We start from the raw sequence: 25728 nt of genomic DNA on the forward strand, positions 1-25728 counted from the left end.
AGGGAAGCCCGAACACGAAGCACGCGTTTCGCGCCATGAACCAATACTTTCCGGATCCCTCAGCGATCCATAACCCAGTGTTAAGGAACCTTGTTATATGAAGTCTTTTACGCTCTCCGTCAGCGCCATTGCCCTGACAAGCCTCGCACCAGTAGCTCTGGCAGGTGATGCCGTCAGCAAAGCCGATATCCTCAATAACTATGCAGATATTGCGTCAGCAAAATACAGCGACAGCCTGAGCAGCGCTGAAACTTTGAAAGCTGCAATTGCTGCGCTAGTCGAAGCCCCATCTGCCGAACACCTGCAAGCCGCCCGCGCGGCTTGGATCGCCGCCCGTGTTCCCTATCAGCAAACCGAAGTCTTCCGTTTTGGCAACGCGATCGTTGACGACTGGGAAGGCAAGGTAAACGCGTGGCCGCTGGATGAAGGCCTGATCGATTACGTCGATGCCAGCTATGGTGGCCCAACCGACGAAAACGGATTTGCCGTCCTGAATGTTATCGCCAATCCAAGCTTTGAGTTGTCTGGCGAAGCCATTGACGCCAGCAGCATCACGCCCGAATTGCTGGCCGAAACGCTGCAAGAGGCAGACGGCATCGAAGCCAACGTCGCCACCGGCTATCACGCCGTTGAATTTCTTTTGTGGGGCCAGGACCTGAACGGAACGGACCACGGTGCAGGCAGCCGCCCTTGGACAGATTTTGCTCAAGGCGACAACTGCACAGGCGGTAACTGCGACCGCCGCGCAGAATATCTGACAGCCGCGACCGATCTGCTGGTCTCGGATCTGGAGTGGATGACTGCGCAATGGCAGGAGGGTGGAGACGCCCGCGCCCATCTTATCGCAGACGAAAATGCAGGTATTACTGCAATCCTGACCGGCATGGGCTCGCTGTCTTACGGTGAACAAGCGGGTGAGCGCATGCGCCTTGGCCTGATGCTGAATGATCCCGAGGAAGAGCATGATTGCTTCTCGGACAACACCCACAACAGCCATTACTATGACGGGCTGGGCATCCAGAACGTGTACTTGGGTGAATATGTCCGCACCGACGGTAGCCGTGTGTCTGGCCCGTCCCTGTCGGATCTGGTTGCTGCAAGCGACGCAGACTTGGACACAGAGATGCGCCTGAAGCTGAGCAACACCATGCAGGCTCTTGCTCGTATCAAAAGCGCCGCTGAATCCGGATTCTCTTACGATCAGATGCTCGAAGCAGGCAATGCTGGTGGTGAAGCTCTGATCATGGGCGGCGTCAACGGTTTGGTTGATCAGACGAAATCCATCGAACGCGTTGTTGCAGCTTTGGGCGTCGATGGCATCGAGTTTGAAGGTTCCGACAGCCTCGACGACCCAGAAGCGGTGTTCCACTAAGACACAAGCGGAGTGATCTCAGATGATTATCTGTCATTGTCAAAACATCACTGATCACGAGATCAACTCTGCCATCGACTGGATGCGGGCCTCTGACACTGCGGCCCTCATCACCCCCGGAAAAATCTATCATGCGCTTGGCAAAGCCGCAGATTGCGGCGGTTGCATGCCGCTTTTTCTGGCAACCATGAGAAAAAATGATAACCTGAAAGTCCCCATGGAACTGCGTGGCCTGCGCCACGGCATTACAAAGGAAAACCAGACATGCAAGGTGATAGCAACGTCATCGACTACCTGAACAAAGCCCTTCGCCACGAGTTGACAGCCGTCAGCCAGTACTGGTTGCACTACCGTTTGCAAGATGACTGGGGCCTGGGCCGGATGGCCAAGAAAAGCCGCGAAGAAAGCATCGAAGAGATGGAGCACGCGGACAAACTGATTGATCGGATCATTTTCCTGGGCGGGCATCCCAACCTGCAAAAGCTCGACCCGCTACGGATTGGGCAAAACCCGAAAGAAACACTGGAATGTGATCTGGCCGCCGAAATTGATGCAAGGGCGCTGTATAAAGAAGCCCGCGATGCCTGCAATGACGCAGGCGACTATGTATCAATGAAACTGTTCGAAGAGTTGATGGCAGATGAAGAAGGTCACATTGATTTCCTCGAAACTCAGCTTGAGCTTTATGAAACCCTTGGTGCGGAACGCTATGCCCAACTTAATGCGACCCCGATGGACGAAGCTGAATAGTCTTGCCCTAATGGTGGCCGGGTTCGCCCCGGCAGCCATCTCCGGCCCGCTGGACGAGCCACATCTGAACATCACTCTCCGCACCGACGATGAAATCGCCCGCATTGAGCGGGTGTTGTTTGGCGTAGATGACTATTCGAAAGCGCACCAATTCGAAGCTAAACCTGCCGGGGCAGCCACAGTGCGCGTTCTGACCAATGCAGATGCGTTTTCCCAGCCTACTGAAAACATGCCGTTTGAGGACGAACTGGATTTCAAAGTTGGCAACGGGCTCTTTCGCAAGCTTTGGGTATCGTCTCCCTCCTCCACACTGGCCTCTGATGGCCTGGGGCCGCTTTTCAATGCGCGCTCTTGCCAGCGTTGCCATATCAAAGATGGGCGCGGGCATCCACCTGAAGACCCGAAGGACAATTCCATTTCCATGTTCCTGCGGGTTTCCATTCCCGGTGGTGATGCTGGTGCAATGGTCGAGATTGAGGACTATATCGCCACGTCACCCGAGCCCACCTACGGTGAACAACTACAAGACTTTGGCCTGCCCGGTGTCCCTGCCGAATACAGGCTGCAGATCGATTATGAGGAGATTGATGTTGCTCTGTCCGACGGTGAAACCGCTACCCTGCGCAAGCCAACTTACACGGCAGCCAATCTCGGTTACGGCCCGCTACACCCCGACGCAATGCTCAGTCCACGAGTCGCCCCACAAATGATTGGCCTTGGCCTGCTTGAAGCCATTCCGGCAGCTGACATTCTGGCGCAAGCCGATCCTAGCGACAGTGATGGCGATGGTATATCGGGCCGTGCCAATATTGTCTGGTCGGTGGAATATGGCATGCCCATGCTGGGCCGTTTCGGCCTCAAGGCCGGGCACCCGACTATTCGCCAACAATCCGCAGCAGCCTTTGCCGGAGATGTCGGAATTTCCAGCCCGCTTTATCCTGCGCCTTATGGTGAATGCACCAGCGCTCAGGTCAAATGCCAAACCGCACCGCATGGTGATCAGGATGTGCGCGGCTTTGAAATCGATTCTGAAGGTCTGGATCTAGTCACTTTCTACAGCCGCAATCTGGCGGTACCAGCCCGGCGCGATGTGAATGACCCAAAGGTCTTGCGCGGCAAGCAAGTGTTTTACGAGACGGGATGCGTGTCCTGCCATACGCCCGCCTACGTCACCCATCGTTTGCAAGATCAGCCCGAGCAAAGCTTTCAGATGATCTGGCCCTATACTGATCTGCTTTTGCACGACATGGGCGAGGGCCTGGCTGATAACCGCCCCGAGGCCCGTGCAACAGGTAAGGAGTGGCGCACGCCGCCACTGTGGGGCATAGGCATGACCGAGCAAGTCAGCGACCACACCTATTTTCTCCACGACGGGCGAGCACGATCCCTGCTTGAAGCCATCCTGTGGCATGGCGGTGAGGCAGAGGCACAACGCAATGCCGTCATTGAAATGCCCGCCGCTGATCGCGTGGCGCTAATCGAATTTTTAGAGAATCTTTGATGTTGAGACCCCTCATTCTGAGCCTCTGTATAGTGTGGCCCATTACAACCGTTGCTCAGGATGATCTTTGGTCAGATCAAATCAGCATCACCGTAAAAACCCAAATCCTGCACCGCTTTGATTATTTGGAACACAGCACCAAAAACCTTGCCAAAGCTGCTGCCCAAAATTGCGATCCAAACAGCGAGGTTCTGAGGAAAAGCTTAAAAGACGGAATGTGGGCATGGGCATCTGCCAGCGCATTTCGTTTTGGCCCGACTGAGACAGATAACCGTGCCTTTGCGCTCGGTTTCTGGCCCGATACGCGCGGAAAGACGCCAAAGGCCTTACGGAAATTGATTTTGGACAGGGACCCAATCATCGAGAGCACCGAAAGTTTTACAGAGGCTTCGATTGCTGCGCGCGGATTTTATGCAATGGAACTTATGCTCTACGACCCCGCATTTCGCGATATCGGATCACCTGAATACCGCTGCACCTTGATCCAAAGACAAGCGGCAGACATTGCACGCACTGCCAATTCAATCCGTGAAGATTGGGAACACTACAAAACATATCTGATCGCCCCATCTGAAGACGGCCCTTATCGCACACAAGCTGGGGTCAAGCGTGAGCTTTTCAAGGGCGTCACAACTGCACTGGAGTTCACATCCGATGCTCGTCTGGGGCGCCCATTGGGCAGCTTTGACAAACCGCGCCCCAAGCGTGCTGAGGCGCGGCGGTCTGGAATGTCACTGGAGCTGATTGAGGCCTCTTTAAACTCACCTTGGGATATGTCCATTATGATGACCTTGGAAAACGAGGAATTGTCAGGAATACTTCAGCAACACTTCAGTAAGATTAAGCTTAGCATCAAAGATCTGGATGATCCGGATCTTTCAGGGGTCAGCGATCCAGCCAGCCGCTTTCGCATCGAAGCACTGAAACAGCAGATTGATAATCTGCGGACCACACTCGCTGACAATCTCGGCCCGCATTTGGGTGTTTCAGCGGGGTTCAACTCGCTCGATGGTGACTGACATGACCAACCGCCGCGCTTTTTTGTCCGGAATGCTGGCCGCGACTGTCCTACCCCGCCCCACATGGGCGGACGCGGGTGCACCAACCTGTCTGGCTGCCGCGAAGGTATCGACAGGTGATTACATTCTGTGCGGAATGCGTGAAGGCGGAGAGCTTGTCTTCAGCCTTCCCTTGCCCGGACGTGGCCACGCGGCTGCTGCACATCCAACGCGTCCTCATGCCGTAGCTTTTGCCCGCCGCCCGGGGCGTTTTGCGCTGGTGATTGACTGCCTATTAGGCCGCGAAATGGCAGGCCTTGATGCGCCAGATGGGCGGCATTTCTACGGGCATGGCGTGTTTTCAGATGATGGCAGGCAGTTATTCACCACCGAGAATGACTATGACAACGGACGCGGGGTCATCGGGGTTTGGGATGCCACCAACAACTACCGCCGGCTAGGTGAATTCTGGTCTGGCGGAACTGGCCCGCATGATCTACGCCTGATGCCAGATGGAGAAACATTGGTCGTGGCCAACGGCGGGATAGAAACCCACCCCGACAGCGGCCGGGCCAAGTTGAACCTGCCCACAATGCAGTCGAACATCAGCTATCTGTCATTTGTTGGCGAGATGTTGGAGCAAGTCACCCTGCCCGCTGAGTTGCAACTGAATTCGATCCGGCATCTGGCCGTCGCTCCCTCTGGAAAGGCTGCGCTGGCAATGCAGTGGCAAGGGGATCTAGCGCGCCCTGTGCCATTGGCCGGTTGGCATGAGCGCGGGCGGGAAATTCACCTTTTGACTGCCGCACCGAATTCCCAACGGCAAATGGCAGGCTATGCAGGAAGCATCGCCATCTCGGGTGACAGCAAACAGATCGCCACAACGTCACCACGTGGCGGCATGATTCAGTTGTTTAGTGTTGGCCAAGATGCGCCCACCATACTACAGGCTCCAGATGTCTGCGGGGTTTCACATCAAGCTGGCGGTTTCCACTATACCACTGGCACTGGGGAGGTCGGACAATTTTCGGAAAATGGCCTAAAGCCACAGCAAACCCATGACCTTGCCTGGGATAACCACTTGGTCCGGCTTTAAAACGGGATGTCATCCGCGCCGGTGATAAACTTGGCAATCACTTTTTTCAGACCTGCTTTTTCAAACTCGATTTCTAGCTTGTCGCCGTCAACGCCGACAATCGCCCCATAACCAAACTTCTGGTGAAACACCCGATCCCCCATAGTGTGGGCACTAGTTGCTTGCACATCAATCACGTTGGTTTTGGGTTTGCTAACCGTTCGTTGCTGATTGCGCGCCTGCATGCGCCGCCAACCGGGGGATGAATACACATCCGCCTCAGCCGCTCGCGTCTCAATGCCCGCGCTCATGCCCGCCGCACCGTAGTTGCCGCCATAAAGACCCGGTGCGGTCAGCACATCAACGTGCGCCTCGGGCAACTCGTCGATAAAACGCGAAGGAAGCTGCGATTGCCATTGGCCAAACACCTGCCGGTTTCCAGCGAATGAGATGGTGCAAACCTCCTCAGCGCGGGTGATGCCGACATAGGCCAGCCGACGCTCTTCCTCGAGACCTGTCTGACCACTTTCATCCATCGAGCGTTGCGAGGGGAATAGGCCATCTTCCCACCCCGGCAGGAACACCACCGGGAATTCCAGGCCTTTGGCCGCGTGCAAGGTCATGATCGACACTTTTTCAGAGGCGTCCTCGCTATTGTTGTCCATGATCAGGCTAACGTGCTCTAAAAATCCGGACAGGTTTTCGAACTGCTCCAACGCCTTGACCAGTTCCTTGAGGTTCTCAAGGCGGCCCTGTGCATCCGGACTTTTATCGTTTTGCCACATCTCGGTATAGCCAGATTCATCAAGCATAATCTGCGCCAGCTCGATGTGGTTTACCTCCGGCTCACCCACCTCGATGCCGCCGTCATCAATCACTTCGCCCTCACCCGCGTCAATCACACGCGCGCGGGTCATCATCGCCCAACGTTCAAGATTGTCTAGCAAGCGGGTCAGCTCCGTCGCACCTTTCCCGGTCAGCCCCTTGTTCTGTAGCAAAATGCGCGCGCCTTGCATCAGAGGTACGCCGTTTTCACGCGCCGCCATCTGAATTTTCTGCTGCGCCTTGTCGCCCAAACCACGTTTGGGTGTATTAACAATCCGCTCGAACGCCAGATCATCCGACGGGCTGACCACCAGCCGGAAATAAGCCATAGCATCACGAATTTCTAAACGCTCATAAAAACGCGGGCCACCGATCACACGGTACGGTAGGCCAATCGACAAGAACCGATCCTCAAACGCCCGCATCTGGTGCGAGGCGCGAACAAGAATGGCCATCTTGTCCAGCCCGTATGATTGCAGGCCGCGCGTGCCATATTGCATCGCCTCTATTTCTTCGCCAATCCAGCGCGCCTCGGTTTCGCCATCCCAATGGCCGATCAGACGAACCTTTTCACCGCCCTCCGCGTCGGTCCACAGCTCCTTGCCCAACCGCCCCTTGTTGCCAGCGATCACCCCAGAGGCCGCGGCAAGAATATGCGCGGTAGAACGATAGTTCTGCTCTAGCCGCACCACATGGGCACCGGGAAAATCTTTTTCAAACCGCAGGATGTTGCCCACCTCGGCCCCGCGCCAACCATAGATCGACTGGTCATCATCACCTACACAGCAGATGTTTTGATGGCCGCCAGCCAGCAGTCGCAGCCACAAATATTGGGCTACGTTGGTATCTTGGTATTCGTCGACCAAAATGTAACAAAACCAGCGCTGGTATTGCTTCAACACATCATCATGCGCCTGAAATATCGTCACCATATGCATCAAAAGATCGCCGAAATCGACGGCATTCAACTCGCACAGACGCGTTTGATACATGCGATAGAGTGCAGGCCCCTTGCCGTCGTAGGCATGCGCCTCTGAGGCTGGCAAGTTATCTGGCGTCCAAGCTCGGTTTTTCCAATGGTCAATGACGCCGGCTAGAGCACGCGCAGGCCAGCGCTTGTCATCAATATTGGCCGCGCGGATCAGCTGTTTAAGCAGACGGATTTGATCGTCCGTATCCAATATGGTGAAGTTCGAGTTCAGCTCGACCAACTCGGCATGTCGGCGCAGTAACTTCACGCAAATCGAGTGAAACGTGCCGAGCCACGGCATGCCTTCGACCGCTTCACCCATCATCCGTCCGACACGATGTTTCATTTCGCGTGCTGCTTTGTTGGTGAAGGTCACCGCAAGGATTTCGTTGGGGCGCGCACGCCCGGTGTTGAGCAGATGCACGATACGTGTGGTCAACGCCTTGGTTTTACCCGTCCCAGCCCCGGCGAGCATTAGCACCGGACCGTCTAGCGCCTCAACCGCGGCGCGCTGCTCGGGGTTCAGCTCATCAAGATAAGGCATAGCCCGCGCGGCCATCGCGCGTGCGGCCAAAGAAGCGCCTTCATAGGCGTCGGAATCGTCAAAACTGCTCATGCGCGCAGGATAGCGCGGGTGATCGCCGAGTTAAAGGTTTGTTCAACAAATGTTCTGCGCATTTCTGACACTGGACAAGGGCTTGAAAAACCGCCCAAATGTGCAGATGGATGTGAACGCCCGATACCCGTCCCTGTCAGACCTGCGCGCCCGTGCCCGCAAGCGCCTACCGTATTTTGTCTGGGAGTTTCTAGACAGTGGCACCGGCATGGATGCCACCAAAGCACGCAATCGGGCGGCGTTCGATGCTATTGAATTGGTGCCCTCCATCCTGAAAGGGGAGCTGGAGTACGACACGACAGCGCGCTTGCTGGGACATGACTATGCCCTGCCCCTTGGGATTGCGCCGGTCGGCATGTCCGGGTTGATCTGGCCGGATGCGGAACGGATATTGGCGCGTACAGCCACAGACGCAGGCATTCCCTACACGCTTTCAACCGTGGCCAGCCAGACGCCCGAAGATGTCTCTGGCGCGATTGATGACAAGGCGTGGTTCCAACTGTATCCGCCGCGCGATCCTGGCATTCTGAAAGACATGCTCCGCCGCGCCAAAGCCGCAGGGTTTTCGACATTGGTCATGACAGTGGATCTTGCTGTGGCCAGCCGTCGGGAACGGCAACAACGTTCAGGCCTTACCACACCGCCCCGGCTCACACCGCGCTTGCTGGCACAAATTGCCCGCCGCCCCGCTTGGGCGCTTGCCATGGCACGTCAGGGTATGCCGCGCATGCGGATGGTGGATGACTACCTGCCCGATATCACAGGCCAGCCTTCGAACCAGCATGCGGGTTACATGATCCGGATCGCACCGAACTGGGAGTATCTGCGTACGGTGCGCGATGCGTGGCAGGGATCACTAATCATCAAAGGTGTGATGCAAGTAGAGGATGCCACACGGCTCGAAAACGAAGGTGTTGATGCCCTGTGGGTCAGCAACCATGGTGGTCGACAGTTCGATGCGGCTCCGGCCCCGCTCAATGTTCTGCCGGGTATTCGCAAGGCGACCAAGCTGCCGCTCATTCTGGATGGTGGTGTTGAAAGCGGGTTAGATATTCTGCGTGCCTTAACTCTTGGCGCTGATTTTGTGATGATGGGGCGGGGCTGGCACTATGCCCTAGCGGCCTTGGGGTCAGCTGGCCCGGCGCATCTGGCGCATATTTTGCGCGAAGACCTGGTGTCAAACATGGGTCAACTGGGGATTCGCACACCTTTTGAGATTCTAAAACCACCGGCAGCACAAGACTTGGAGTAAATCGAGCTCGAATCAACGAAAGAATAGTTCGCCACCCTTTCCCTTACGTTAACTTTATTAGGCAATATTAATAAAATTCTAAAAATGTCGCGATTGGTGTGCCGCGCTTCGCATCGAGATTGCATGAAACTCTTGCAAAATTTACAACATAAAGCACTATGCGCTGCAATGCGGCGAAATATATGCTGCAAATGCAAAATAGGTGCCATCTAAGGAGAGCTTTCAATGGGTGAATTCAGCAAAATACTGGTAGCCAACCGTGGCGAGATCGCCATTCGCATCATGCGAGCAGCCAACGAGCTGGGCAAACGCACGGTTGCGGTTTTTGCTGAGGAGGACAAGCTCAGCCTGCACCGTTTCAAATCAGACGAAGCTTACCGCATCGGCGAAGGTCTGGGGCCGGTTGCAGCCTACCTGTCAATTGACGAAATCATTCGCGTCGCCAAAGAGTGCGGTGCTGACGCCATTCACCCGGGTTATGGTCTGCTGTCGGAAAACCCGGAATTTGTTGATGCCTGCGCCGCGAACGATATCACCTTCATCGGTCCCAAGGCCGAAACCATGCGTGCTCTTGGCGACAAGGCCAGCGCCCGCCGCGTCGCGGTCCAAGCGGGTGTGCCCGTCATCCCAGCCACAGAAGTGCTAGGTGACGACATGGATGCCATCCGTGCCGAAGCGGCTGAAATTGGCTACCCACTGATGCTCAAAGCCTCTTGGGGTGGTGGCGGACGTGGCATGCGCCCGATCAATGGCCCCGACGAGTTGGAAGAAAAAGTTTTGGAAGGTCGTCGCGAAGCCGAAGCCGCCTTTGGCAATGGCGAAGGCTATCTGGAAAAGATGATCCTGCGCGCTCGCCACGTCGAGGTGCAGATTCTGGGCGACAAACATGGGCAGATGTATCACCTGTATGAACGTGACTGCTCGGTCCAGCGCCGCAACCAAAAGGTCGTTGAGCGCGCGCCAGCGCCTTATTTGACCGAGGAGCAGCGCACCGAGATCTGCGAACTGGGTTACAAAATCTGTAAGCACGTGAACTACGAATGTGCTGGTACTGTCGAGTTCCTGATGGACATGGACAGCGGCAAATTCTACTTCATCGAAGTCAACCCACGCGTTCAGGTAGAACATACTGTCACTGAAGAAGTCACCGGCATCGATATTGTACAGGCACAGATCAAGATCGCTGAGGGCAAAACACTTGCTGAAGCGACCCGCAAGGCCAGCCAGGACGAAATCACTCTCAACGGTCACGCACTGCAAACCCGGATAACCACCGAAGACCCGCAAAACAACTTCATCCCAGACTATGGCCGTATCACCGCTTTACGCGAGGCCACGGGCATGGGCATCCGTCTGGATGGCGGCACCGCCTATTCGGGCGGCGTGATCACACGTTACTACGACAGTCTCCTGGTAAAAGTTACAGCCTCGGCGCAGACACCCGAGGCCGCGATTGCCCGGATGGACCGCGCGCTGCGCGAGTTCCGTATTCGTGGCGTTTCAACCAACATCGCCTTTGTGGAAAATCTGCTGAAGCACCCGATTTTTCTGTCGAATGAGTACACCACCAAGTTCATCGACACGACGCCGGACCTGTACAAATTTTCCAAGCGTCGCGACCGTGGCACCAAGGTGCTGACCTACATTGCCGACATCAGTGTGAACGGTCACCCGGAAACCGATGGACGTCCAGTTCCGGCCGCAGGTGTTCGGTTGCCCAAGCCACCAGCACCTGTTCAGGATGTACAACCGGGCACACGCAACTTGTTGGAGGAAAAGGGCGCCAAGGCCGTGGCCGACTGGATGCTCGAGCAAAAGCAACTTCTGCTGACCGACACCACCATGCGCGACGGGCACCAATCCCTGCTGGCCACCCGTATGCGCTCGATAGATATGCTGCGCGCGGCCCCCAGTTATGCCGCCAACCTGCCACAACTGTTCAGCATGGAGTGCTGGGGCGGCGCGACCTTTGACGTAGCCTATCGCTTCTTGCAGGAATGTCCTTGGCAGCGCCTTCGCGATCTGCGCGAACGCATGCCAAACTTGATGACACAGATGCTGCTGCGTGCCTCCAACGGTGTGGGGTACACCAACTATCCAGACAACGTTGTGCAGGAATTCGTGCATCAGGCTGCCACAACCGGCATCGATGTATTCCGTGTGTTCGACAGCCTTAACTGGGTCGAAAACATGCGCGTCGCCATGGATGCAGTCAACGAATCCGGCAAGATCTGCGAAGGCACCGTGTGCTATACCGGCGACATCCTTGATCCTAACCGGGCCAAGTATGATCTGAAATACTACGTCGCCATGGGTAAAGAACTGCAAGCCGCAGGCGCGCATGTTCTAGGCCTCAAGGATATGGCAGGCCTGCTGAAACCGGCATCAGCAACTGTTTTAGTTAAAGCCCTGAAAGAAGAGCTGGATATTCCGGTCCACTTCCACACCCACGACACCTCTGGCATAGCTGCGGCGACCATTCTTGCTGCGACCGAAGCTGGTGTTGATGCCGTGGATGCCGCGATGGATGCCTTCTCGGGCGGTACTTCGCAGCCGTGCCTTGGCTCCATCGTTGAAGCGCTGGCCAACACCGCGCGTGACACCGGCCTAAACATCGAGCGCATTCGCGAGATGTCGGATTACTGGGAACATGTGCGGGCGCAATATGTGGCATTCGAATCCGGGTTGGCCGCCCCTGCGTCCGAAGTGTACTTGCATGAAATGCCCGGCGGGCAATTTACCAATCTCAAGGCGCAAGCGCGTTCCTTGGGGCTGGAAGAGCAATGGCCCGACGTAGCCCGTACCTATGCAGATGTGAACCAGATGTTTGGTGACATTGTGAAGGTAACACCGTCGTCCAAGGTTGTCGGTGACATGGCTTTGATGATGGTATCCCAAGGCCTGAGCCGTGAAGAGGTCGAAGACCCGCAAACCGATGTCGCCTTTCCTGATTCCGTAATCGACATGATGCGCGGCAATCTGGGCCAGCCTCCCGGTGGTTTCCCGGATGGGATCGTTTCCAAAGTTCTTAAGGGTGAGGCGCCCAACACCAGCCGCCCCGGCGCACACTTGCCGCCTGTAGACCTGGAGGCTGAGCGTGCCAAACTGTCGAAAGAACTGGAAGGCTTCAAAGTTGATGACGAGGATCTGAACGGCTACCTGATGTATCCCAAGGTCTTCCTTGATTACATGGGACGCCACCGCATTTATGGTCCGGTACGCACCCTGCCAACGCGGACCTTCTTCTACGGCATGGAACCGGGCGAACAGATCAGTGTCGAGATCGACCCGGGTAAAACACTGGAAATCCTACTTCAGGCCGTCGGTGAAACCGATGAAAAGGGCGAAGTACGCGTATTCTTTGAACTCAACGGCCAACCACGTGTGATCCGTGTGCCAAACCGCTTGGTCAAAGCCCAGACTATCACCCGTCCGAAAGCAGAAGCAGGCAACCCAAATCACATCGGGGCACCAATGCCCGGCGTTGTTTCAAGCGTTGCTGTCACTGTTGGCCAAGAGGTCAAGCAGGACGATCTGCTGCTCACCATTGAGGCAATGAAAATGGAAACCGGTATCTATGCCGAACGCGATGCTGTGGTCAAAGCGGTTCACGTCCAAGCCAGCGGCCAAATCGATGCCAAAGACCTGATGATCGAGCTGGAGTAAGCCGCTCATAACTTTTCTGTAACACCTTCAAACGGCGATTGGATTAGCATCCGGTCGCCGTTAGACATTTCGGGAATCGAGTCCCTTTGAAGGATGTAAACATGATCGCCATCACCCCGTTTTATGCAGGCATAATTGCGCTGCTTTTTGTCACGCTGAGTTTTCGTGTCATCTTTCGCCGTCAGACGGCAAAAATCTCGGTTGGCACCGGGGCAGATTCGGATCTGGAAAAACGCATTCGTGTCCATGCCAACTGCGCCGAATACGCCCCTTTTGCGTTGTTGCTGCTTGGTCTGCTTGAACTTCAAGGAGCATCAGCCTGGCTGTTGCACCTGATGGGGCTGACTTTGCTAGCGGGCCGTTTCATGCACGCCTATGGTTTGGGATCGACCCCTCAGGTCATCTTTGCCCGCAAGAACGGTATGGTCCTGACGTTTGCCATGATCGCACTCACATCGGTCGCCAATCTTCTTTGCGCAATCTTCTAAAACTGATCGGACTCAACGGTATGAAAAAACTGCTGATCTTCACCGACCTCCATCTCAAAGACCCCGGTGAGACAATCATCGGGTTGGACCCGATGGAGCGCTTTCAACAAGGTCTAATGCATGCGGTTGCCCATCATCCTGATGCGGCCCGGATCATTTTGACCGGTGACCTGACGCACTATGGGCGCACAACCCAATTTGAGCGCCTCAAGGTAGCGTTGGGGGATTGCCCTATTCCCGTTTCTCTGATGCTAGGCAATCACGACAGCCGGAAGGGGTTCCACAACGTCTTTCCCGATGAACCGCGCACCGCAGAAGGGTTCGTGCAACAGGCCATCGACATGGATGGCTATTGCCTGATTCTGATGGATACTCTGGACGAGCCCGCAGAGGATTTGCACAGCGGGTTCTTGTGTGAACATAGGCTTGCTTGGCTGGATCAGGCCCTATCAGAAGCGTCTGATCGCAAGGTGATTGTCTTCACACACCATCCGCCAATGCTGACCGGGTTTGATGGGATGGACTCGATTGCCCTGCGCAATCGGCTTGATCTGATTTCTCGGCTGAGAAAGCACCCCCAGTCGGTTCAGGTCATTTCCGGCCACATCCACCGCACAATTTCAGGCCAAGTGGATGGCATCCCCGTCAGCATGTTCAAAAGCCCATGCCACCAGATGCCCATGTGCTTGGGCCCCGCTGATGTACACAGCAGTGTCGACGAGCCTGGCGCTTACGGCCTGATTCTGCTCCATCCAGAGGGGCCAATCATTCACACCGAGGACTACGCCCTGACCGGCGATCTTAATGTCGACACACATGGATCGGAGCACGCCTAGGCGTGCTCCTTGGCGGGTTTATTGGTGGGCAGATATGGAATGCTGCCCGCCGCATCAGTGTCGTCAATCACGTGTAGATTGCTGATGCTCCCTTCTGTACGTGCCTTGGCATAAGGCGCATATTCGGGATCATTCGCGAACGCCTCAACCGCCGCCATCGTCGGAAAAGACATCAGCGCAATGACGCTTGTATCAAGCGGTTTCCCTGCAATCGTATGGATATTTTCACTTCGTGACAAATACTTGCCGCCGTGCCGAGCCGCGATGTCATGCACGTGCTTGGCGTATTCTGAGATCCATGAACCATCTGTCACTTTTACATCTGCAATCACATATACGGTCATAGGAATTGCCTCCTAAAATGGGCTTGTTCAAAATAAAAAGGGCATAAAAACCAAAACGAATATGTGTATTATAGCACAATTCGGCCGAAAGATTGCCCACGATTGCGCATTTCACAATTTCGGAATCAAAAAAAATCACAAAAAAGATGAAATTTCCTCTTGCAGCTTATCGCCAATAAAACTACATCACGCCTCACCCAAGGACGCGGGCGTAGCTCAGGGGTAGAGCGCAACCTTGCCAAGGTTGATGTCGTGAGTTCGAATCTCATCGCCCGCTCCAAATTTTCTCTATCACCTGACTTCGCATCTCCTCTTGGCCCGGACGGGCCGCGCGGTTATACCACGCCGTGAAACGACCAAACCGAGGACAGCCATGCGCAGCGCCACGATCACACGCAAGACCAACGAGACTGATATTTCTGTCGAAATCAATCTCGATGGCACTGGCAATTACAGCAACGAAACCGGGATCGGTTTCTTTGATCACATGCTGGATCAACTGGCGCGCCATTCATTGATCGACATGACTGTGCGCTGCAGTGGTGATCTACACATCGACGATCACCACTCGGTCGAGGATGTGGGTATTGCTCTCGGTCAGGCGCTTTCACAAGCGGTTGGCGACAAGAAGGGCATCAATCGCTATGCGTCATGCTTGCTGCCTATGGATGATGCTTTGGTCCGCGCCGCGCTGGATATTTCCGGCCGCCCGTTCCTCGTGTGGAATGTTGACCTTCCAACCGCCAAGATCGGCACGTTTGATACCGAACTGGTTCGCGAGTTTTTTCAGGCCATTAGTACCCACGGCGGCCTGACCTTGCACGTCGATCAAATCCATGGATTCAACAGCCACCATATTGCAGAGGCTGCGTTCAAAGCCGTCGCACGCGCCCTACGCGATGCGCTGGAAACCGATCCGCGCAAGGCGGACGCGATTCCTTCCACCAAAGGCGCGCTGTAACTGCCATGAGCACCGTTATTGTCGACTATGAGAGTGGAAACCTGCATTCCGCCGAGAAGGCCTTTCAGCGCATGGCGCAGGAAACAGGTAGTGGTGACGTTGTGGTCACGTCCGATCCGGATGTCGTTCGCAAGGCCGACCGTGTTGTTCTTCCCGGCGATGGCGCCTTTCCAGCCTGCCGTAAGGCCCTGTTTGATCACAGCGGGCTTTTTGAGGCAATCGAAGAGGTTGTTATCAAAGACGCTAATCCCTTCCTGGGTATTTGCATCGGCATGCAAATGATGGCCAGCCGAGGGATGGAATACACCGAAACACCCGGCTTTGACTGGGTTGGTGGCACCGTCGATGCGATTTCTGGCAAAGGGCTGAAAGTACCGCATATGGGCTGGAATGATCTGGTGATCGAACAGGAACACCCGGTTTTTGAAGGCATCAAGAGCGGCGATCACGCCTATTTTGTGCACTCATATCAGTTTCAGGTGGCAGATCCTGCTCAACGTCTTGCCTATGTGGAATACGGCAGTCCCGTGACGGCGGTGATTGGCCGTGACAACATGGTCGGCATGCAATTTCACCCTGAAAAAAGCCAGGCCACCGGCTTGCGTTTGATTGCCAACTTCCTGCGCTGGGCACCCTGATCAGGCGGCGACCTCTCTCCGCATCTGAATTGGGGTTTTGCCATAATGTCTGCGAAAGGCTCGGCTGAACCCCTCAGTCGAGCCATAGCCATAGCGGTGCGCCACGGCGGACACCCGATCACCGCTGATCAGATCCTGTCGCGCCAAAATCAGCCGCCAGCGCCGCAGATAGGCCATTGGCGTCTCCCCTACGACCTCGACAAACAGTTCGCTGAATCGGCTGAGCGACAAGCCAGCGACATAGGCCAGATCGTCCGCTGTCCAAAGCCGATCAGGCAGGTCATGCATTGAGACAATTGCACGGCTCAAACGTGGGTCAGAAAGCCCAGCCAAAAGCCCCGTCTCCGCATGCCCTTGCAACATCAGGTGACGCAGAATGCGTACCACCAAAACCTCGCACAGCCGATTTAGGACCGAAGCCGATCCGCATCGATCTGCCGCCGCCTCATGGCAAATCAATCTTGCCAGGGCCTGCGCGTTTGGCTCCTGTGCTATAGTACAGTCCACCAAATCGGGCAAAGATTGAAACAACGGATTTCCCCCTTTGTCCCAATCCAGAATCGCGGCAAAAGCGATCCGTTTGTCATTTGTGGCAATCCCTCCAATTGGTGAGAACAAAAGGCTCTTAGGCGCGCCCTCCCCATCTAAGGCAATGACAAGACCAGCATGGCCTGCCTGCACGGGCGTCACGTTAAGTTTGAAACGTTGCAGTAGCGTTGTCAGTCGATCATATTCTGGCATTATCGGAATTTATGTCGCCTAATTCGGGATTAATCGACCATATTATCTGATTTACTAAAAAGCAAATCCAGTGAAAAGAAAGATCCCACATGCTTATTCCACGCCAAAAAACACCTGAACTTGCTATCCCTACCCTAGATCATGGCCCCTTCGATCTCGTTTCTGAGAATAACGAACGCGGCACCGTCATCTGCTTTTACCGCGGTTTGCACTGCCCGCTGTGCGCCACATATCTGACCGAGATGGAAAAGCGCGTTGCGGATTTTGACGAGCGTGGTGTTACAACAATCGCCGTCAGCTCGGACGGGGAAGAGCGAGCCCGTGCGATGGCCGACAAAATCGGCGCCAAGTCATTGCGCTTCGGTTACGATCTCTCGCTGGAAAAAGCTCGTGAATGGGGGCTGTATATTTCAACCTCTCGCGGCAAAACATCGATTGGGATCGAAGAGCCCGCCCTGTTTTCTGAACCGGGCTTGTTCATGGTGACGCCCGACCAAACACTCTACTACGGTTCGGTGCAAACTATGCCATTTGTGCGTCCGCATTTTTCCGAACTTGTTGGTGCATTGGACTTTGCCATCGCCAACAACTATCCCGCACGTGGCGAATACACTGGCGCGGTCTGAGATACCCAAAACGAAAACAGCGGGCCTAAAGCCCGCTGCAAGTACACTTGACAAAGCAAATTGATTTACTTCAGGCGTGTCCAATCCTGCCCGCGGCAGATCGGCCCAACGCACCCTTTGACTGTCAGTTTATTGCCGTTCAGATGCATTTTGGACTTATAGGTTTTATCACGATCCGCCGCCCACACTTTACCACCAGCATAGGCACCGTTGCCCTTTGACTTCATGTCCCACAGCATACGTTTGCCAAGATGCTCATACCCGTTTTGGCTGCCTTTCGAACCATCGGCACTGATCGCTTCCTTGATCGTTCCGCAAATATTGCTTCCGCATTCCGAGATCTCAACATGCAGATAGCCGCCCGTGTCACCAGGTTGAGTTTTCCAAAGCCCAACAGCCGGATCAGCCGCAAAAGCGCTGCCCGCGCTCATCACCATCATACTCGCGGCAATTGCAATCTTCTTCATAACTATACTCCCTTTTGCGGCACCTTGCTTGGGTGTCGGTATTCGATCAAGTCTGACGTTGGGTCGCGTTGCGAATCCCTGCGCTACGTGCGAAATGGCGCTTATCACTGCCAATCGGAGCCTGCGCCATGATCCTCTATCCCGCTATCGATCTCAAAGACGGTCAGGCCGTGCGCCTTTATAAGGGCGAAATGGAGCAAGCCACCGTTTTCAACGATGACCCAGCCGCACAGGCGATGGAATTTGTCGAAGCAGGTTGTGAATGGCTACACCTTGTTGACCTGAACGGCGCTTTCGCAGGTGAGCCAGTCAATGCTGCCCCGGTTGAGGCCATTTTGGAACGCACCAAAGTACCTGCCCAACTGGGCGGCGGCATTCGCGACATGGCCACAATTGAACGCTGGCTCTCAAAAGGCCTGGCACGGGTTATTCTGGGAACAGTCGCCGTCGAAAATCCAGATCTGGTACGCGAAGCCGCCCGCGCCTTCCCCGGTCAAGTTGCGGTTGGCATCGACGCGCGCAATGGCCGTGTTGCGACCAAAGGCTGGGCCGAAGAAACCGATGTGATGGTCACTGATCTTGCACGGTCATTCGAGGATGCCGGAGTCGCCGCAATCATTTACACTGACATTAACCGTGATGGCGCTATGCAAGGACCAAATGTTGAAGCAACTGCTGCCCTAGGCAATGCTGTTTCCATTCCGGTCATTGCATCTGGTGGCGTGTCATCTATTGCCGATCTGAAAGCTCTGAAAACCTGCGGCGCGCCTTTGAACGGCGCAATCTCTGGTCGCGCGCTCTATGATGGTGCGATTGATCTGCAAGAGGCTCTAAAAACCTTAGCGTCCTAGGTCACGATTATTGTTACTTAATGGTCCATAGGTTCTTTAGGGGTTTGCCTCCTTGATGGACACGCAACTTGTTTGCGCCGACACGCTCAAAATTCCAACAGTGAAACCCTTCTCCCCAGTCTTCGCACCATTGTCCATCAATCACACGCCAATCAGATTCATATTCATCGCTACCGAAAAGCCCAGCGATTTTGCCTTTCTTGCGCCCCTTGCTATAGGCTTGCACCCATCCGGTTTTGTTATCTTGGTTTGAAATACCGTGAACTGTGCTTCCGGGCAGTGTCGCAAGCATCTCTTTTTCTGTCATGAAATCTGCAGCCCAGCTCGTTGTTGCAATACCCGCGAAGCAAACTGCAGTCGTGCAAACTCGGGTCAATTCTCCGAAATTCGGTAACATAATTCTCTCCAATAGAAATTAAATATGCAGAGAATTATATCACATTTAGGCATCCTATCCCACAGATAGAAAAATCTCCTATTCACCTGCAGCTTTGGCCGTCAATTTGGCCAAGGCTCCGGTCATTTTCTTGATATATTCACCCTCACCCGAGATACCGTCTAAACGACCCAGCATTTTACCCGGGTCTTCATAGTTCAGCCAGACCTGACCTTCGGCATCCTGATAGACCAACACTTTGAGCGGTAAGTACAATCCGGCCAACGGATCATCTTGCATCGCGGGCGTACCGAGCTTGGGATTACCGAAGATCAGCAGCTCCGAAGGTGCCAGCTCCTGCCCGACTTTCTGCGCCCCACCGGCATGATCAACCCGAGCGAATACCGTGGCACCGGCCCCGGTGACGGCCGCTTCCAGCGCGTCCATTGTTCCGGCCACATCCGAGGCTGATTGCACCCGTTGAACATCACCCGCGCTCACGATTGCCGGGATCGCCAAAAGACCCGCTGCCATTAATCCCAATTTGGTCATCACATTCTCCTTAAATTGAATCCTTGCGACATCTCACCTCTGGCATGTAACGCATTTTGCGCATAGATAACCGCACGAAACGTTACGGATCACGAAAATATGCTTAAGACCCGCATCATTCCCTGTCTGGACGTGGCCGATGGCCGTGTGGTGAAGGGCGTGAATTTTGTCGACCTGATTGATGCAGGCGACCCGGTGGAATCGGCCCGTGCCTATGATGCGGCAGGTGCCGATGAGCTGTGTTTCCTGGACATTCATGCGACTCATGAAAACCGCGGCACAATGTTTGACGTGGTCCGTCGTACCGCTGAGCAGTGCTATATTCCCCTGACCGTTGGCGGCGGTGTACGAACATCCGAAGACGTCCGGGCATTATTATTGGCCGGGGCCGACAAGGTCAGCTTTAACTCGGCGGCTGTCGCCAACCCCGATGTTGTGGCCCAAGCGGCTGATCAGTTTGGCAGTCAGTGCATTGTGGTCGCGATTGATGCGAAAACCGTTTCTCCTGGAAAGTGGGAGATTTTCACCCATGGCGGTCGCAAGTCCACCGGCATTGATGCCGTCGAATTCGCTCGTTTGGTTGAAGGCAAGGGTGCGGGTGAAATCCTGCTCACCTCGATGGACCGTGACGGCACACGTGCAGGATTTAACTTGCCGCTGACCCGTGCCATTGCGGATGCGGTCAACATTCCGGTGATTGCATCGGGCGGTGTTGGCAATCTGGATCACCTGGTCGAAGGCGTGACCAAGGGCGGTGCGTCAGCCGTTTTGGCCGCATCAATCTTTCACTTTGGCGACTACACCATTGCCGAGGCCAAGGCACATATGCAGGCTGCGGGCATTCCGATGAGGACAGGCGCATGACCTTGGATGAGCTGGAAAAGATCATCACAGAACGAGCGACCGCAAGCCCAGAGGATAGCTGGACAGCCAAGCTTTTGGCAAAAGGCCCTGAGAAGGTTGCCGAAAAATTTGGCGAAGAAGCCATTGAAGCGATCATCGAGGCCGTCAAAGGGGACTGCGAAAAGCTGACCTCAGAAGCTGCAGATGTGCTATTTCATCTGCTGGTGATGCTGCAGTCGCGTGGCGTATCGGTTGCAGATGTGATGGCCGAGCTGGCACGCCGCCAAAGCACCAGCGGTCTTGCTGAAAAAGCAGCCAGAACGGAGGCACAAAAATGATCCGGCATATCGTCTTTTTCAGTGCGAAGAATGCAGATGAAGTTGAAGCCGTGCGTGATGGTTTGATGATGCTGCGTGACATCCCTCATGCCCAGCATTTTGAAGTCGGTCGCAACCTGCAAAGTGATGCGATCAACGGAACGCAGGTCGATCTGGTGGTTTATGCCGAATTCGGAGATGAGGCCGCTCTAGAAGCTTATAAAGCTGATCCGATTTACTCGTCTTGCATTGCCCGCGTGCGCCCCATGCGCGAGTTACGCATCGCCGCGGATTTTGAGGCCGACATCTAAATCATTCCCTACAGCTTTGACGAAATAATCCCGGTATTGAACCCGCCCATTCGCAGCTCCCCAAACAAGCGCTGATATTCGATCTTAGGGCAACGATCCATGATCACGTCGACACCCCTCACCTTGGCCATTTCAGCAGCTTGCTCATTCACCACCCCAATCTGCATCCAGACCGTTTGCAGCTTCGGAAACTGGGCAAGCGCCTCTTCGACAATTGGCGGCACGTGTTCGGAACGCCGGAAAATATCGACCATGTCAACATGCCCCTCAATATCACTCAGGCTGGCCTTGACCTCGAATCCGAACAACATAGTGCCCGCGTGCCCCGGATTGACCGGCACCACGTCATATCCCTTCAAAGCGAGGTAGCGCGCCACATAATAGCTGGGTCGTACCGGGTTCATCGATACACCCACAACAGCAACGCGTTTGGTACGTTGCAAGATCTTGCGCAAATGCGCGTCTGAATACTCTTCGCTCATAGGGGCAGCTTTAGCAGATCAATCCGATAAAAAAAGCGCCCAGACAAAATATCTGGGCGCCAGTCGCGGAACGAGGGACAGTGAAGAGAAACACGGGTGTTCCAAACCGGTGTTTCTGAACATTAGATAGGATGGATTTTGGGAATAAAAAGGGGATGTAATATAGCTGTGAACAAAATGTTCGGTATTCCGCCGATTAGTCGAAGATGTCTTCGGCCACATCCCACAGTTCGCTCAATACCTTGCGGCCAAGGCTTTTCCGTTTTTTGGCATAACGCTTAGTAGGATTTTTCTCATATGAGCGGCGCTTGCAATCGGGCTTTTTGCGGCTTTTCGATTTCTCATAAGCTCGATCACGCGGCTGCAGTTTGTGAATTGGGATCGCTTTGAATTCATGCAAAGGGGCCCCACAGTTGGCACAGCTCAACTCATGAAGGGATTTATCGAGCACCAAGGTGGCACGAGTTCCGCAGTAACAACATGTCGCAATTTTCTGTGCCAATCGCCCTCTCCTTTGCCACTTGATAAAAGCGTGATACCGGCCAGATACAAGCCCCGTTGCACCGTAAAGCACGGCAGATCAATGAATCCCGCCTCCAATGTCCCCTGCGACCGCGAATTGACTTGACCTTTTGCCCCGCACTCTGTTGAACGCCTTGAGACGACAGACAACAGATAGGTGGCCGTCACATGGACGATCAGACCAAGAATCTAATCCTTGCCAGTGCACTCAGCTTTGGCGTCATTCTGATTTGGTTCACACTTTTCCCGCCACCAGAGGCCGATCCAAACGCGCCCACGGCGGTTGAGCAGGTTGATGGGCAGGACGTTGCCACCACTCCATCCGCCGATGGAGAGGTCGCGATTACTGAAATCGAGAAAGTTGTAGAAGACAATGCGCCACGTCTGTCGATAACCACCCCAAGTGTTGAAGGAAGCATTTCCCTCAAGGGTGGCCGTATCGACGAGCTATCGCTGCGCAATTATCGCGAAACACTGGCTGAGGATTCTCCAATCGTAAAGCTGCTGTCGCCCATTGGCACTGATGAGCCCTATTATGCGCTTTTCGGATGGGCCCCGGGCGATGGTTTGACGGCAGATCAGGTTCCTGGACCCAACACTGTCTGGTCGGTAGATGGCAATGATGTGCTGACTCCAGAAACCCCGGTGACTTTGACTTGGGATAATGGATCAGGCCTAAACTTCCAACGCGAAGTAAGCATTGACGACAAGTTCATGTTCACCGTGCGCCAGACCGTGGAAAACACGAGTGGCGGCGCTGTGCGCATGGCCCCTTATGGCATTCTGGCCCGTCAGGGCGAGCCAGAGGATCTGAAGAACTTCTTCATCCTACACGAAGGCGCCATACAAATGGTCGACGGCGAGTTGACCGAAACCGATTACGACGATTTTGAGCCTTCAAATGACTTCCAGACTATTGGCGTTGAAGAGCACGCTTGGACAGGTTTCACCGATCACTACTGGATGACAACACTCATCCCAGCAGACGAAGCGGGTTCAACCGTCAGTACATTCCACGATGCACGTCGCAATATCTTCCAGACGACAGCGCGACAAAGCACCAAATCGGTTGGTCCTGGCGAAACGCTCTCACAGGAAATGCGCCTTTTCGCTGGTGCAAAAGAGTGGGAAGCCATTCGTGAGTATCAGAACGAAGACGGTGTTGAAAAGTTTGTTGATTCCATCGATTGGGGCTGGTTCTTCTTCCTGACCAAGCCGATCTTTGCTGTTCTGCACTGGTTGAACGCCCTGATTGGCAACATGGGTTGGGCAATCATCGCACTGACGGTACTGCTTAAGGCGCTGCTATTGCCGCTGGCTTATAAGTCCTATGTCTCCATGGCGAAGATGAAAGAGCTTCAGCCAGAAATGGAGAAAATCAAGGAAAAGGCCGGTGATGACCGGCAAATGATGCAAAAGTCGATGATGGAGCTCTACAAGAAGGAAAAAGTGAACCCCGCCTCTGGTTGTTTGCCGATTCTGATGCAGATTCCAATCTTCTTCTCGCTCTACAAAGTGATCTTTGTAACGCTTGAACTGCGTCAGGCACCTTGGATCGGCTGGATCAAAGACCTTTCGATGCCTGATCCATCTTCGATCTATAACCTATGGGGTATTTTCCCGTGGGCCGCACCTGAAGCAGGATCGATTTTCGCGTTGGTCTTCATCGGTATCATGCCGCTCTTGTTGGGTATTTCGATGTGGCTGCAGCAAAAACTGAACCCGGCGCCAACAGATCCGACACAAAAGATGATCTTTGCCTGGATGCCTTGGGTCTTCATGTTCATGCTGGGCAGCTTTGCCAGCGGCTTGGTGCTCTACTGGATCACCAACAACGTGATCACCTTCTGTCAGCAGTATCTGATCATGCGTAGTCAGGGCTACAAGCCCGACGTCTTTGGCAACATCACCTCCAGCTTCAAACGTAAACGGGCTGAAGAAAAGGACAACTGATGGGACAGGTGCAGGCGATCTGGCGGCACCCAATCAAAGGCCATGGGCGCGAAGCGCTGAATAATGTAACTCTGAGCGTAGGCCAAACTATGCCGTGGGATCGCCGCTGGGCTGTGGCACATGAGGCCGCGAAAACCGATGGCACAGAGTGGACCCCCAGTGCTGACTATTCCCGTGGTTCCAAGGTCGGCGCTATCATGGCTATCAATGCGGTTGCAGACGAGACGAGTGAAACGGTCACACTGGCGCACCCGGATCGCCCTGCGCTGACGTTTGCCCCTGATACTGAATCAGATCAGTTTCTGGACTGGGTAAAACCCTTGATGCCGGTTAATCGAGCGCAGTCTGCCAGCATTGTGCGGGTCGAAGGGCGTGGCATGACCGACACAGACTATCCGTCGATCAGCCTGATCAACCTCGCTTCGAATGACGACATGAGCGCCAGAATGCGACAGGATATTTCCGCCCTGCGCTGGCGCTGTAACCTGCATTTCACCGGTTTTGCGGCATGGGAAGAGTTAGGCTGGATCGGCAAAACGATCCGCGCAGGTGAGGTCGAGTTGAAAGTTCGGGAACCTATTGAGCGCTGTCTGGCTACTACCGCCAATCCAGACACCGGGGAACGCGATGCCGATACGCTGGGTACTTTGAAAGCGGCCTTTGGCCATCAAAATTTTGGCATCTATGCCGAAGTAACCAAAAGCGGTGATATTCACGCCGGTGACACGGTTGAGGTGCTCTCATGAAACTTCCCTTCCCTCTTGCAGAAGAGCCAGAGCCCCTTGCCCTCGAAGAAGGTCGCAAGCTGTTCGCCGGTGAGGTGGATTTCCTCAAAGGCGTAGTTGCCATGTCCGGCCTGCCCCCGGCAGACCGGCTTGAGGTTTGTTTTGCCGGACGCTCGAACGTCGGAAAGTCCACTCTGATCAACGCATTGACCGGTCGCAAACGTCTGGCGCGCGCGTCGAACACTCCGGGTCGGACGCAAGAGATCAACTATTTCACACTTGGCGGCAGCCGTTACATGGTCGACCTGCCCGGCTATGGCTATGCCGAAGCCCCGGTTGCGGTTGTTGAAAAATGGCAGCGTCTGCTAAAGTCCTACCTGTCTGGTCGCCAGACCCTGCGTCGTGCCTTTGTGCTTGTCGATTCCCGCCACGGCATCAAGAAAGTTGACGAAGAGATCATGTCCCTGCTCGACAGTTCTGCAGTCACATTCCAAGTGGTGCTGACCAAGGCAGACAAGATCAAAGAGAAAGATCGCGAAAAGATGCTGGCGCAGGTGCGTGAAAAGCTTTCAAAGCATCCCGCAGCTTACCCTGAGCTCATCTCAACATCTTCAGAAAAAGGCGATGGCATAACTACTTTGCGTGCAGTCATCGCGGGCTTGGCCTGAAC

28 protein-coding genes and 1 tRNA gene are annotated in these 25728 nt (G+C 54.7%); 21 read left to right on the plus strand and 8 right to left on the minus strand.

Going from position 1 to position 25728, the window contains the following annotated elements; genetic code table 11:
* Positions 1-97: 97 nt before the first annotated feature.
* The 6 genes from ROA7450_RS15565 to ROA7450_RS15590 are packed head-to-tail and all read left to right on the plus strand — an operon-like array spanning position 98 to position 5717.
* Entirely contained in the window at positions 98-1372 is a 1275-nt protein-coding gene (locus ROA7450_RS15565; protein WP_085806856.1) for an imelysin family protein, read from the plus strand.
* A gap of 22 nt (positions 1373-1394) precedes the next feature.
* Entirely contained in the window at positions 1395-1670 is a 276-nt protein-coding gene (locus tag ROA7450_RS15570; RefSeq protein ID WP_085806858.1) for a (2Fe-2S)-binding protein, read from the plus strand.
* Positions 1637-2122 carry a bacterioferritin gene (gene bfr / locus ROA7450_RS15575; RefSeq protein WP_085806860.1) on the plus strand — a complete coding sequence of 162 codons (486 nt, stop codon included), beginning with the start codon at positions 1637-1639 and terminating at the stop codon, positions 2120-2122. Before ROA7450_RS15570 ends, bfr begins: the two co-directional genes overlap by 34 nt.
* A gap of 10 nt (positions 2123-2132) precedes the next feature.
* Positions 2133-3623 (plus strand): di-heme oxidoreductase family protein, encoded by a 1491-nt coding sequence (locus ROA7450_RS15580; RefSeq protein ID WP_234999563.1) that lies wholly within the window; start codon positions 2133-2135, stop codon positions 3621-3623.
* A 32-nt stretch (positions 3624-3655) separates the two neighbouring features.
* Positions 3656-4642, plus strand: coding sequence for an imelysin family protein (locus ROA7450_RS15585; protein ID WP_159454071.1), 987 nt, complete (start codon positions 3656-3658; stop codon positions 4640-4642).
* A 1-nt stretch (position 4643) separates the two neighbouring features.
* Positions 4644-5717 (plus strand): DUF1513 domain-containing protein, encoded by a 1074-nt coding sequence (locus ROA7450_RS15590; RefSeq protein WP_085806954.1) that lies wholly within the window; start codon positions 4644-4646, stop codon positions 5715-5717.
* On the opposite strand, the gene ROA7450_RS15595 is transcribed toward ROA7450_RS15590, so the two are convergent.
* Positions 5714-8107 carry an ATP-dependent helicase gene (locus ROA7450_RS15595; protein ID WP_085806864.1) on the minus strand — a complete coding sequence of 798 codons (2394 nt, stop codon included), beginning with the start codon at positions 8105-8107 and terminating at the stop codon, positions 5714-5716. The two genes, ROA7450_RS15590 and ROA7450_RS15595, sit on opposite strands and share 4 nt — an antisense overlap.
* A 49-nt stretch (positions 8108-8156) precedes the next feature.
* On the opposite strand from ROA7450_RS15595, the gene ROA7450_RS15600 reads away from it, so the two are divergent.
* From ROA7450_RS15600 to ROA7450_RS15615, 4 genes are all read left to right on the plus strand, one after another.
* A complete protein-coding gene (locus ROA7450_RS15600; protein ID WP_234999555.1) occupies positions 8157-9359 on the plus strand; it encodes an alpha-hydroxy acid oxidase in 1203 nt (400 codons plus the stop codon).
* 225 nt (positions 9360-9584) lie between these two features.
* Positions 9585-13025: a pyruvate carboxylase gene (locus ROA7450_RS15605; protein WP_085806866.1), complete on the plus strand. Its 3441-nt coding sequence runs from the start codon at positions 9585-9587 to the stop codon at positions 13023-13025.
* 101 nt (positions 13026-13126) lie between these two features.
* On the plus strand, positions 13127-13513 hold the full coding sequence (locus ROA7450_RS15610) for an MAPEG family protein (protein ID WP_085806867.1): 387 nt from the start codon (positions 13127-13129) through the stop codon (positions 13511-13513).
* Between the two features lie 20 nt (positions 13514-13533).
* Positions 13534-14349, plus strand: a complete 816-nt coding sequence (locus tag ROA7450_RS15615) for a phosphodiesterase (RefSeq protein WP_085806869.1) — start codon at positions 13534-13536, stop codon at positions 14347-14349.
* Here ROA7450_RS15615 and ROA7450_RS15620 read toward each other — a convergent pair.
* Positions 14346-14693, minus strand: coding sequence for a DUF1330 domain-containing protein (locus tag ROA7450_RS15620; RefSeq protein WP_085806871.1), 348 nt, complete (start codon positions 14691-14693; stop codon positions 14346-14348). The genes ROA7450_RS15615 and ROA7450_RS15620 overlap by 4 nt on opposite strands.
* Before the next feature lie 205 nt (positions 14694-14898).
* Between ROA7450_RS15620 and ROA7450_RS15625 the strand changes: the two genes are divergently transcribed.
* The 3 genes from ROA7450_RS15625 (at position 14899) to hisH (ending at position 16292) form a co-directional block, all read left to right on the plus strand.
* Positions 14899-14973 (plus strand) — tRNA-Gly (locus ROA7450_RS15625).
* 93 nt (positions 14974-15066) lie between these two features.
* Entirely contained in the window at positions 15067-15654 is a 588-nt protein-coding gene (hisB, locus tag ROA7450_RS15630; protein WP_085806873.1) for an imidazoleglycerol-phosphate dehydratase HisB, read from the plus strand.
* Between the two features lie 5 nt (positions 15655-15659).
* Positions 15660-16292, plus strand: a complete 633-nt coding sequence (gene hisH / locus ROA7450_RS15635) for an imidazole glycerol phosphate synthase subunit HisH (RefSeq protein ID WP_085806874.1) — start codon at positions 15660-15662, stop codon at positions 16290-16292.
* On the opposite strand, the gene ROA7450_RS15640 is transcribed toward hisH, so the two are convergent.
* On the minus strand, positions 16293-17033 hold the full coding sequence (locus ROA7450_RS15640; RefSeq protein WP_085806876.1) for an AraC family transcriptional regulator: 741 nt from the start codon (positions 17031-17033) through the stop codon (positions 16293-16295).
* 89 nt (positions 17034-17122) lie between these two features.
* On the opposite strand from ROA7450_RS15640, the gene ROA7450_RS15645 reads away from it, so the two are divergent.
* Positions 17123-17659, plus strand: a complete 537-nt coding sequence (locus ROA7450_RS15645; RefSeq protein WP_085806877.1) for a peroxiredoxin-like family protein — start codon at positions 17123-17125, stop codon at positions 17657-17659.
* A 65-nt stretch (positions 17660-17724) separates the two neighbouring features.
* On the opposite strand, the gene ROA7450_RS15650 is transcribed toward ROA7450_RS15645, so the two are convergent.
* Positions 17725-18126: a DUF2147 domain-containing protein gene (locus tag ROA7450_RS15650; RefSeq protein ID WP_085806878.1), complete on the minus strand. Its 402-nt coding sequence runs from the start codon at positions 18124-18126 to the stop codon at positions 17725-17727.
* Positions 18127-18254: 128 nt separating this feature from the next.
* Between ROA7450_RS15650 and hisA the strand changes: the two genes are divergently transcribed.
* Positions 18255-18977, plus strand: coding sequence for a 1-(5-phosphoribosyl)-5-[(5-phosphoribosylamino)methylideneamino]imidazole-4-carboxamide isomerase (gene hisA, locus ROA7450_RS15655; protein WP_085806880.1), 723 nt, complete (start codon positions 18255-18257; stop codon positions 18975-18977).
* A gap of 13 nt (positions 18978-18990) precedes the next feature.
* Here the strand turns inward: hisA and ROA7450_RS15660 are convergent, their stop codons facing one another.
* Positions 18991-19284 carry a hypothetical protein gene (locus ROA7450_RS15660; RefSeq protein WP_143534490.1) on the minus strand — a complete coding sequence of 98 codons (294 nt, stop codon included), beginning with the start codon at positions 19282-19284 and terminating at the stop codon, positions 18991-18993.
* A gap of 168 nt (positions 19285-19452) precedes the next feature.
* Positions 19453-19905, minus strand: a complete 453-nt coding sequence (locus ROA7450_RS15665) for a DUF302 domain-containing protein (RefSeq protein ID WP_085806882.1) — start codon at positions 19903-19905, stop codon at positions 19453-19455.
* Between the two features lie 99 nt (positions 19906-20004).
* Here ROA7450_RS15665 and hisF point away from each other — a divergent pair, with 99 nt between their 5' ends.
* From hisF to ROA7450_RS15680, 3 genes are read left to right on the plus strand one after another with little or no spacing between them, the layout of a single operon-like run.
* Positions 20005-20769: an imidazole glycerol phosphate synthase subunit HisF gene (gene hisF, locus ROA7450_RS15670; RefSeq protein ID WP_085806883.1), complete on the plus strand. Its 765-nt coding sequence runs from the start codon at positions 20005-20007 to the stop codon at positions 20767-20769.
* Positions 20766-21086 (plus strand): phosphoribosyl-ATP diphosphatase, encoded by a 321-nt coding sequence (locus ROA7450_RS15675; RefSeq protein ID WP_085806884.1) that lies wholly within the window; start codon positions 20766-20768, stop codon positions 21084-21086. The genes hisF and ROA7450_RS15675 overlap by 4 nt, the downstream gene beginning before the upstream one ends.
* On the plus strand, positions 21083-21376 hold the full coding sequence (locus tag ROA7450_RS15680; RefSeq protein ID WP_085806885.1) for a Dabb family protein: 294 nt from the start codon (positions 21083-21085) through the stop codon (positions 21374-21376). The genes ROA7450_RS15675 and ROA7450_RS15680 overlap by 4 nt, the downstream gene beginning before the upstream one ends.
* A gap of 8 nt (positions 21377-21384) precedes the next feature.
* Here the strand turns inward: ROA7450_RS15680 and ROA7450_RS15685 are convergent, their stop codons facing one another.
* The gene (locus tag ROA7450_RS15685) at positions 21385-21858 is read right to left on the minus strand and encodes a CoA-binding protein (RefSeq protein WP_085806886.1); all 474 of its coding nucleotides are present in this window, start codon (positions 21856-21858) and stop codon (positions 21385-21387) included.
* A 196-nt stretch (positions 21859-22054) separates the two neighbouring features.
* Positions 22055-22360: a hypothetical protein gene (locus ROA7450_RS15690; RefSeq protein ID WP_085806887.1), complete on the minus strand. Its 306-nt coding sequence runs from the start codon at positions 22358-22360 to the stop codon at positions 22055-22057.
* A gap of 188 nt (positions 22361-22548) precedes the next feature.
* Here ROA7450_RS15690 and yidC point away from each other — a divergent pair, with 188 nt between their 5' ends.
* From yidC to yihA, 3 genes are read left to right on the plus strand one after another with little or no spacing between them, the layout of a single operon-like run.
* Positions 22549-24333 carry a membrane protein insertase YidC gene (gene yidC, locus ROA7450_RS15695; RefSeq protein ID WP_085806888.1) on the plus strand — a complete coding sequence of 595 codons (1785 nt, stop codon included), beginning with the start codon at positions 22549-22551 and terminating at the stop codon, positions 24331-24333.
* Positions 24333-25079 (plus strand): MOSC domain-containing protein, encoded by a 747-nt coding sequence (locus ROA7450_RS15700; protein WP_085806889.1) that lies wholly within the window; start codon positions 24333-24335, stop codon positions 25077-25079. Before yidC ends, ROA7450_RS15700 begins: the two co-directional genes overlap by 1 nt.
* Complete coding sequence (gene yihA, locus ROA7450_RS15705) at positions 25076-25726, plus strand: ribosome biogenesis GTP-binding protein YihA/YsxC (RefSeq protein WP_085806890.1); 651 nt, start codon at positions 25076-25078, stop codon at positions 25724-25726. The genes ROA7450_RS15700 and yihA overlap by 4 nt, the downstream gene beginning before the upstream one ends.
* Positions 25727-25728 lie beyond the last annotated feature (2 nt).

The sequence above is a fragment of the Roseovarius albus genome (genome assembly GCF_900172335.1).
GTDB lineage: Bacteria > Pseudomonadota > Alphaproteobacteria > Rhodobacterales > Rhodobacteraceae > Roseovarius > Roseovarius albus.

What these genes read in the sequence shown, in the direction of transcription:
- ROA7450_RS15565 (WP_085806856.1), top strand. Translation starts at nt 98, where the DNA reads ATGAAGTCTTTTACGCTCTCCGTCAGCGCCATTGCCCTGACAAGCCTC.
- ROA7450_RS15570 (WP_085806858.1), top strand. Translation starts at nt 1,395, where the DNA reads ATGATTATCTGTCATTGTCAAAACATCACTGATCACGAGATCAACTCT.
- bfr (WP_085806860.1), top strand. Translation starts at nt 1,637, where the DNA reads ATGCAAGGTGATAGCAACGTCATCGACTACCTGAACAAAGCCCTTCGC.
- ROA7450_RS15580 (WP_234999563.1), top strand. Translation starts at nt 2,133, where the DNA reads ATGGTGGCCGGGTTCGCCCCGGCAGCCATCTCCGGCCCGCTGGACGAG.
- ROA7450_RS15590 (WP_085806954.1), top strand. Translation starts at nt 4,644, where the DNA reads ATGACCAACCGCCGCGCTTTTTTGTCCGGAATGCTGGCCGCGACTGTC.
- ROA7450_RS15595 (WP_085806864.1), bottom strand. Translation starts at nt 8,107, where the DNA reads ATGAGCAGTTTTGACGATTCCGACGCCTATGAAGGCGCTTCTTTGGCC.
- ROA7450_RS15600 (WP_234999555.1), top strand. Translation starts at nt 8,157, where the DNA reads ATGTTCTGCGCATTTCTGACACTGGACAAGGGCTTGAAAAACCGCCCA.
- ROA7450_RS15605 (WP_085806866.1), top strand. Translation starts at nt 9,585, where the DNA reads ATGGGTGAATTCAGCAAAATACTGGTAGCCAACCGTGGCGAGATCGCC.
- ROA7450_RS15610 (WP_085806867.1), top strand. Translation starts at nt 13,127, where the DNA reads ATGATCGCCATCACCCCGTTTTATGCAGGCATAATTGCGCTGCTTTTT.
- ROA7450_RS15615 (WP_085806869.1), top strand. Translation starts at nt 13,534, where the DNA reads ATGAAAAAACTGCTGATCTTCACCGACCTCCATCTCAAAGACCCCGGT.
- ROA7450_RS15620 (WP_085806871.1), bottom strand. Translation starts at nt 14,693, where the DNA reads ATGACCGTATATGTGATTGCAGATGTAAAAGTGACAGATGGTTCATGG.
- hisB (WP_085806873.1), top strand. Translation starts at nt 15,067, where the DNA reads ATGCGCAGCGCCACGATCACACGCAAGACCAACGAGACTGATATTTCT.
- hisH (WP_085806874.1), top strand. Translation starts at nt 15,660, where the DNA reads ATGAGCACCGTTATTGTCGACTATGAGAGTGGAAACCTGCATTCCGCC.
- ROA7450_RS15640 (WP_085806876.1), bottom strand. Translation starts at nt 17,033, where the DNA reads ATGCCAGAATATGATCGACTGACAACGCTACTGCAACGTTTCAAACTT.
- ROA7450_RS15645 (WP_085806877.1), top strand. Translation starts at nt 17,123, where the DNA reads ATGCTTATTCCACGCCAAAAAACACCTGAACTTGCTATCCCTACCCTA.
- ROA7450_RS15650 (WP_085806878.1), bottom strand. Translation starts at nt 18,126, where the DNA reads ATGAAGAAGATTGCAATTGCCGCGAGTATGATGGTGATGAGCGCGGGC.
- hisA (WP_085806880.1), top strand. Translation starts at nt 18,255, where the DNA reads ATGATCCTCTATCCCGCTATCGATCTCAAAGACGGTCAGGCCGTGCGC.
- ROA7450_RS15660 (WP_143534490.1), bottom strand. Translation starts at nt 19,284, where the DNA reads ATGACAGAAAAAGAGATGCTTGCGACACTGCCCGGAAGCACAGTTCAC.
- ROA7450_RS15665 (WP_085806882.1), bottom strand. Translation starts at nt 19,905, where the DNA reads ATGACCAAATTGGGATTAATGGCAGCGGGTCTTTTGGCGATCCCGGCA.
- hisF (WP_085806883.1), top strand. Translation starts at nt 20,005, where the DNA reads ATGCTTAAGACCCGCATCATTCCCTGTCTGGACGTGGCCGATGGCCGT.
- ROA7450_RS15675 (WP_085806884.1), top strand. Translation starts at nt 20,766, where the DNA reads ATGACCTTGGATGAGCTGGAAAAGATCATCACAGAACGAGCGACCGCA.
- ROA7450_RS15680 (WP_085806885.1), top strand. Translation starts at nt 21,083, where the DNA reads ATGATCCGGCATATCGTCTTTTTCAGTGCGAAGAATGCAGATGAAGTT.
- ROA7450_RS15685 (WP_085806886.1), bottom strand. Translation starts at nt 21,858, where the DNA reads ATGAGCGAAGAGTATTCAGACGCGCATTTGCGCAAGATCTTGCAACGT.
- yidC (WP_085806888.1), top strand. Translation starts at nt 22,549, where the DNA reads ATGGACGATCAGACCAAGAATCTAATCCTTGCCAGTGCACTCAGCTTT.
- ROA7450_RS15700 (WP_085806889.1), top strand. Translation starts at nt 24,333, where the DNA reads ATGGGACAGGTGCAGGCGATCTGGCGGCACCCAATCAAAGGCCATGGG.
- yihA (WP_085806890.1), top strand. Translation starts at nt 25,076, where the DNA reads ATGAAACTTCCCTTCCCTCTTGCAGAAGAGCCAGAGCCCCTTGCCCTC.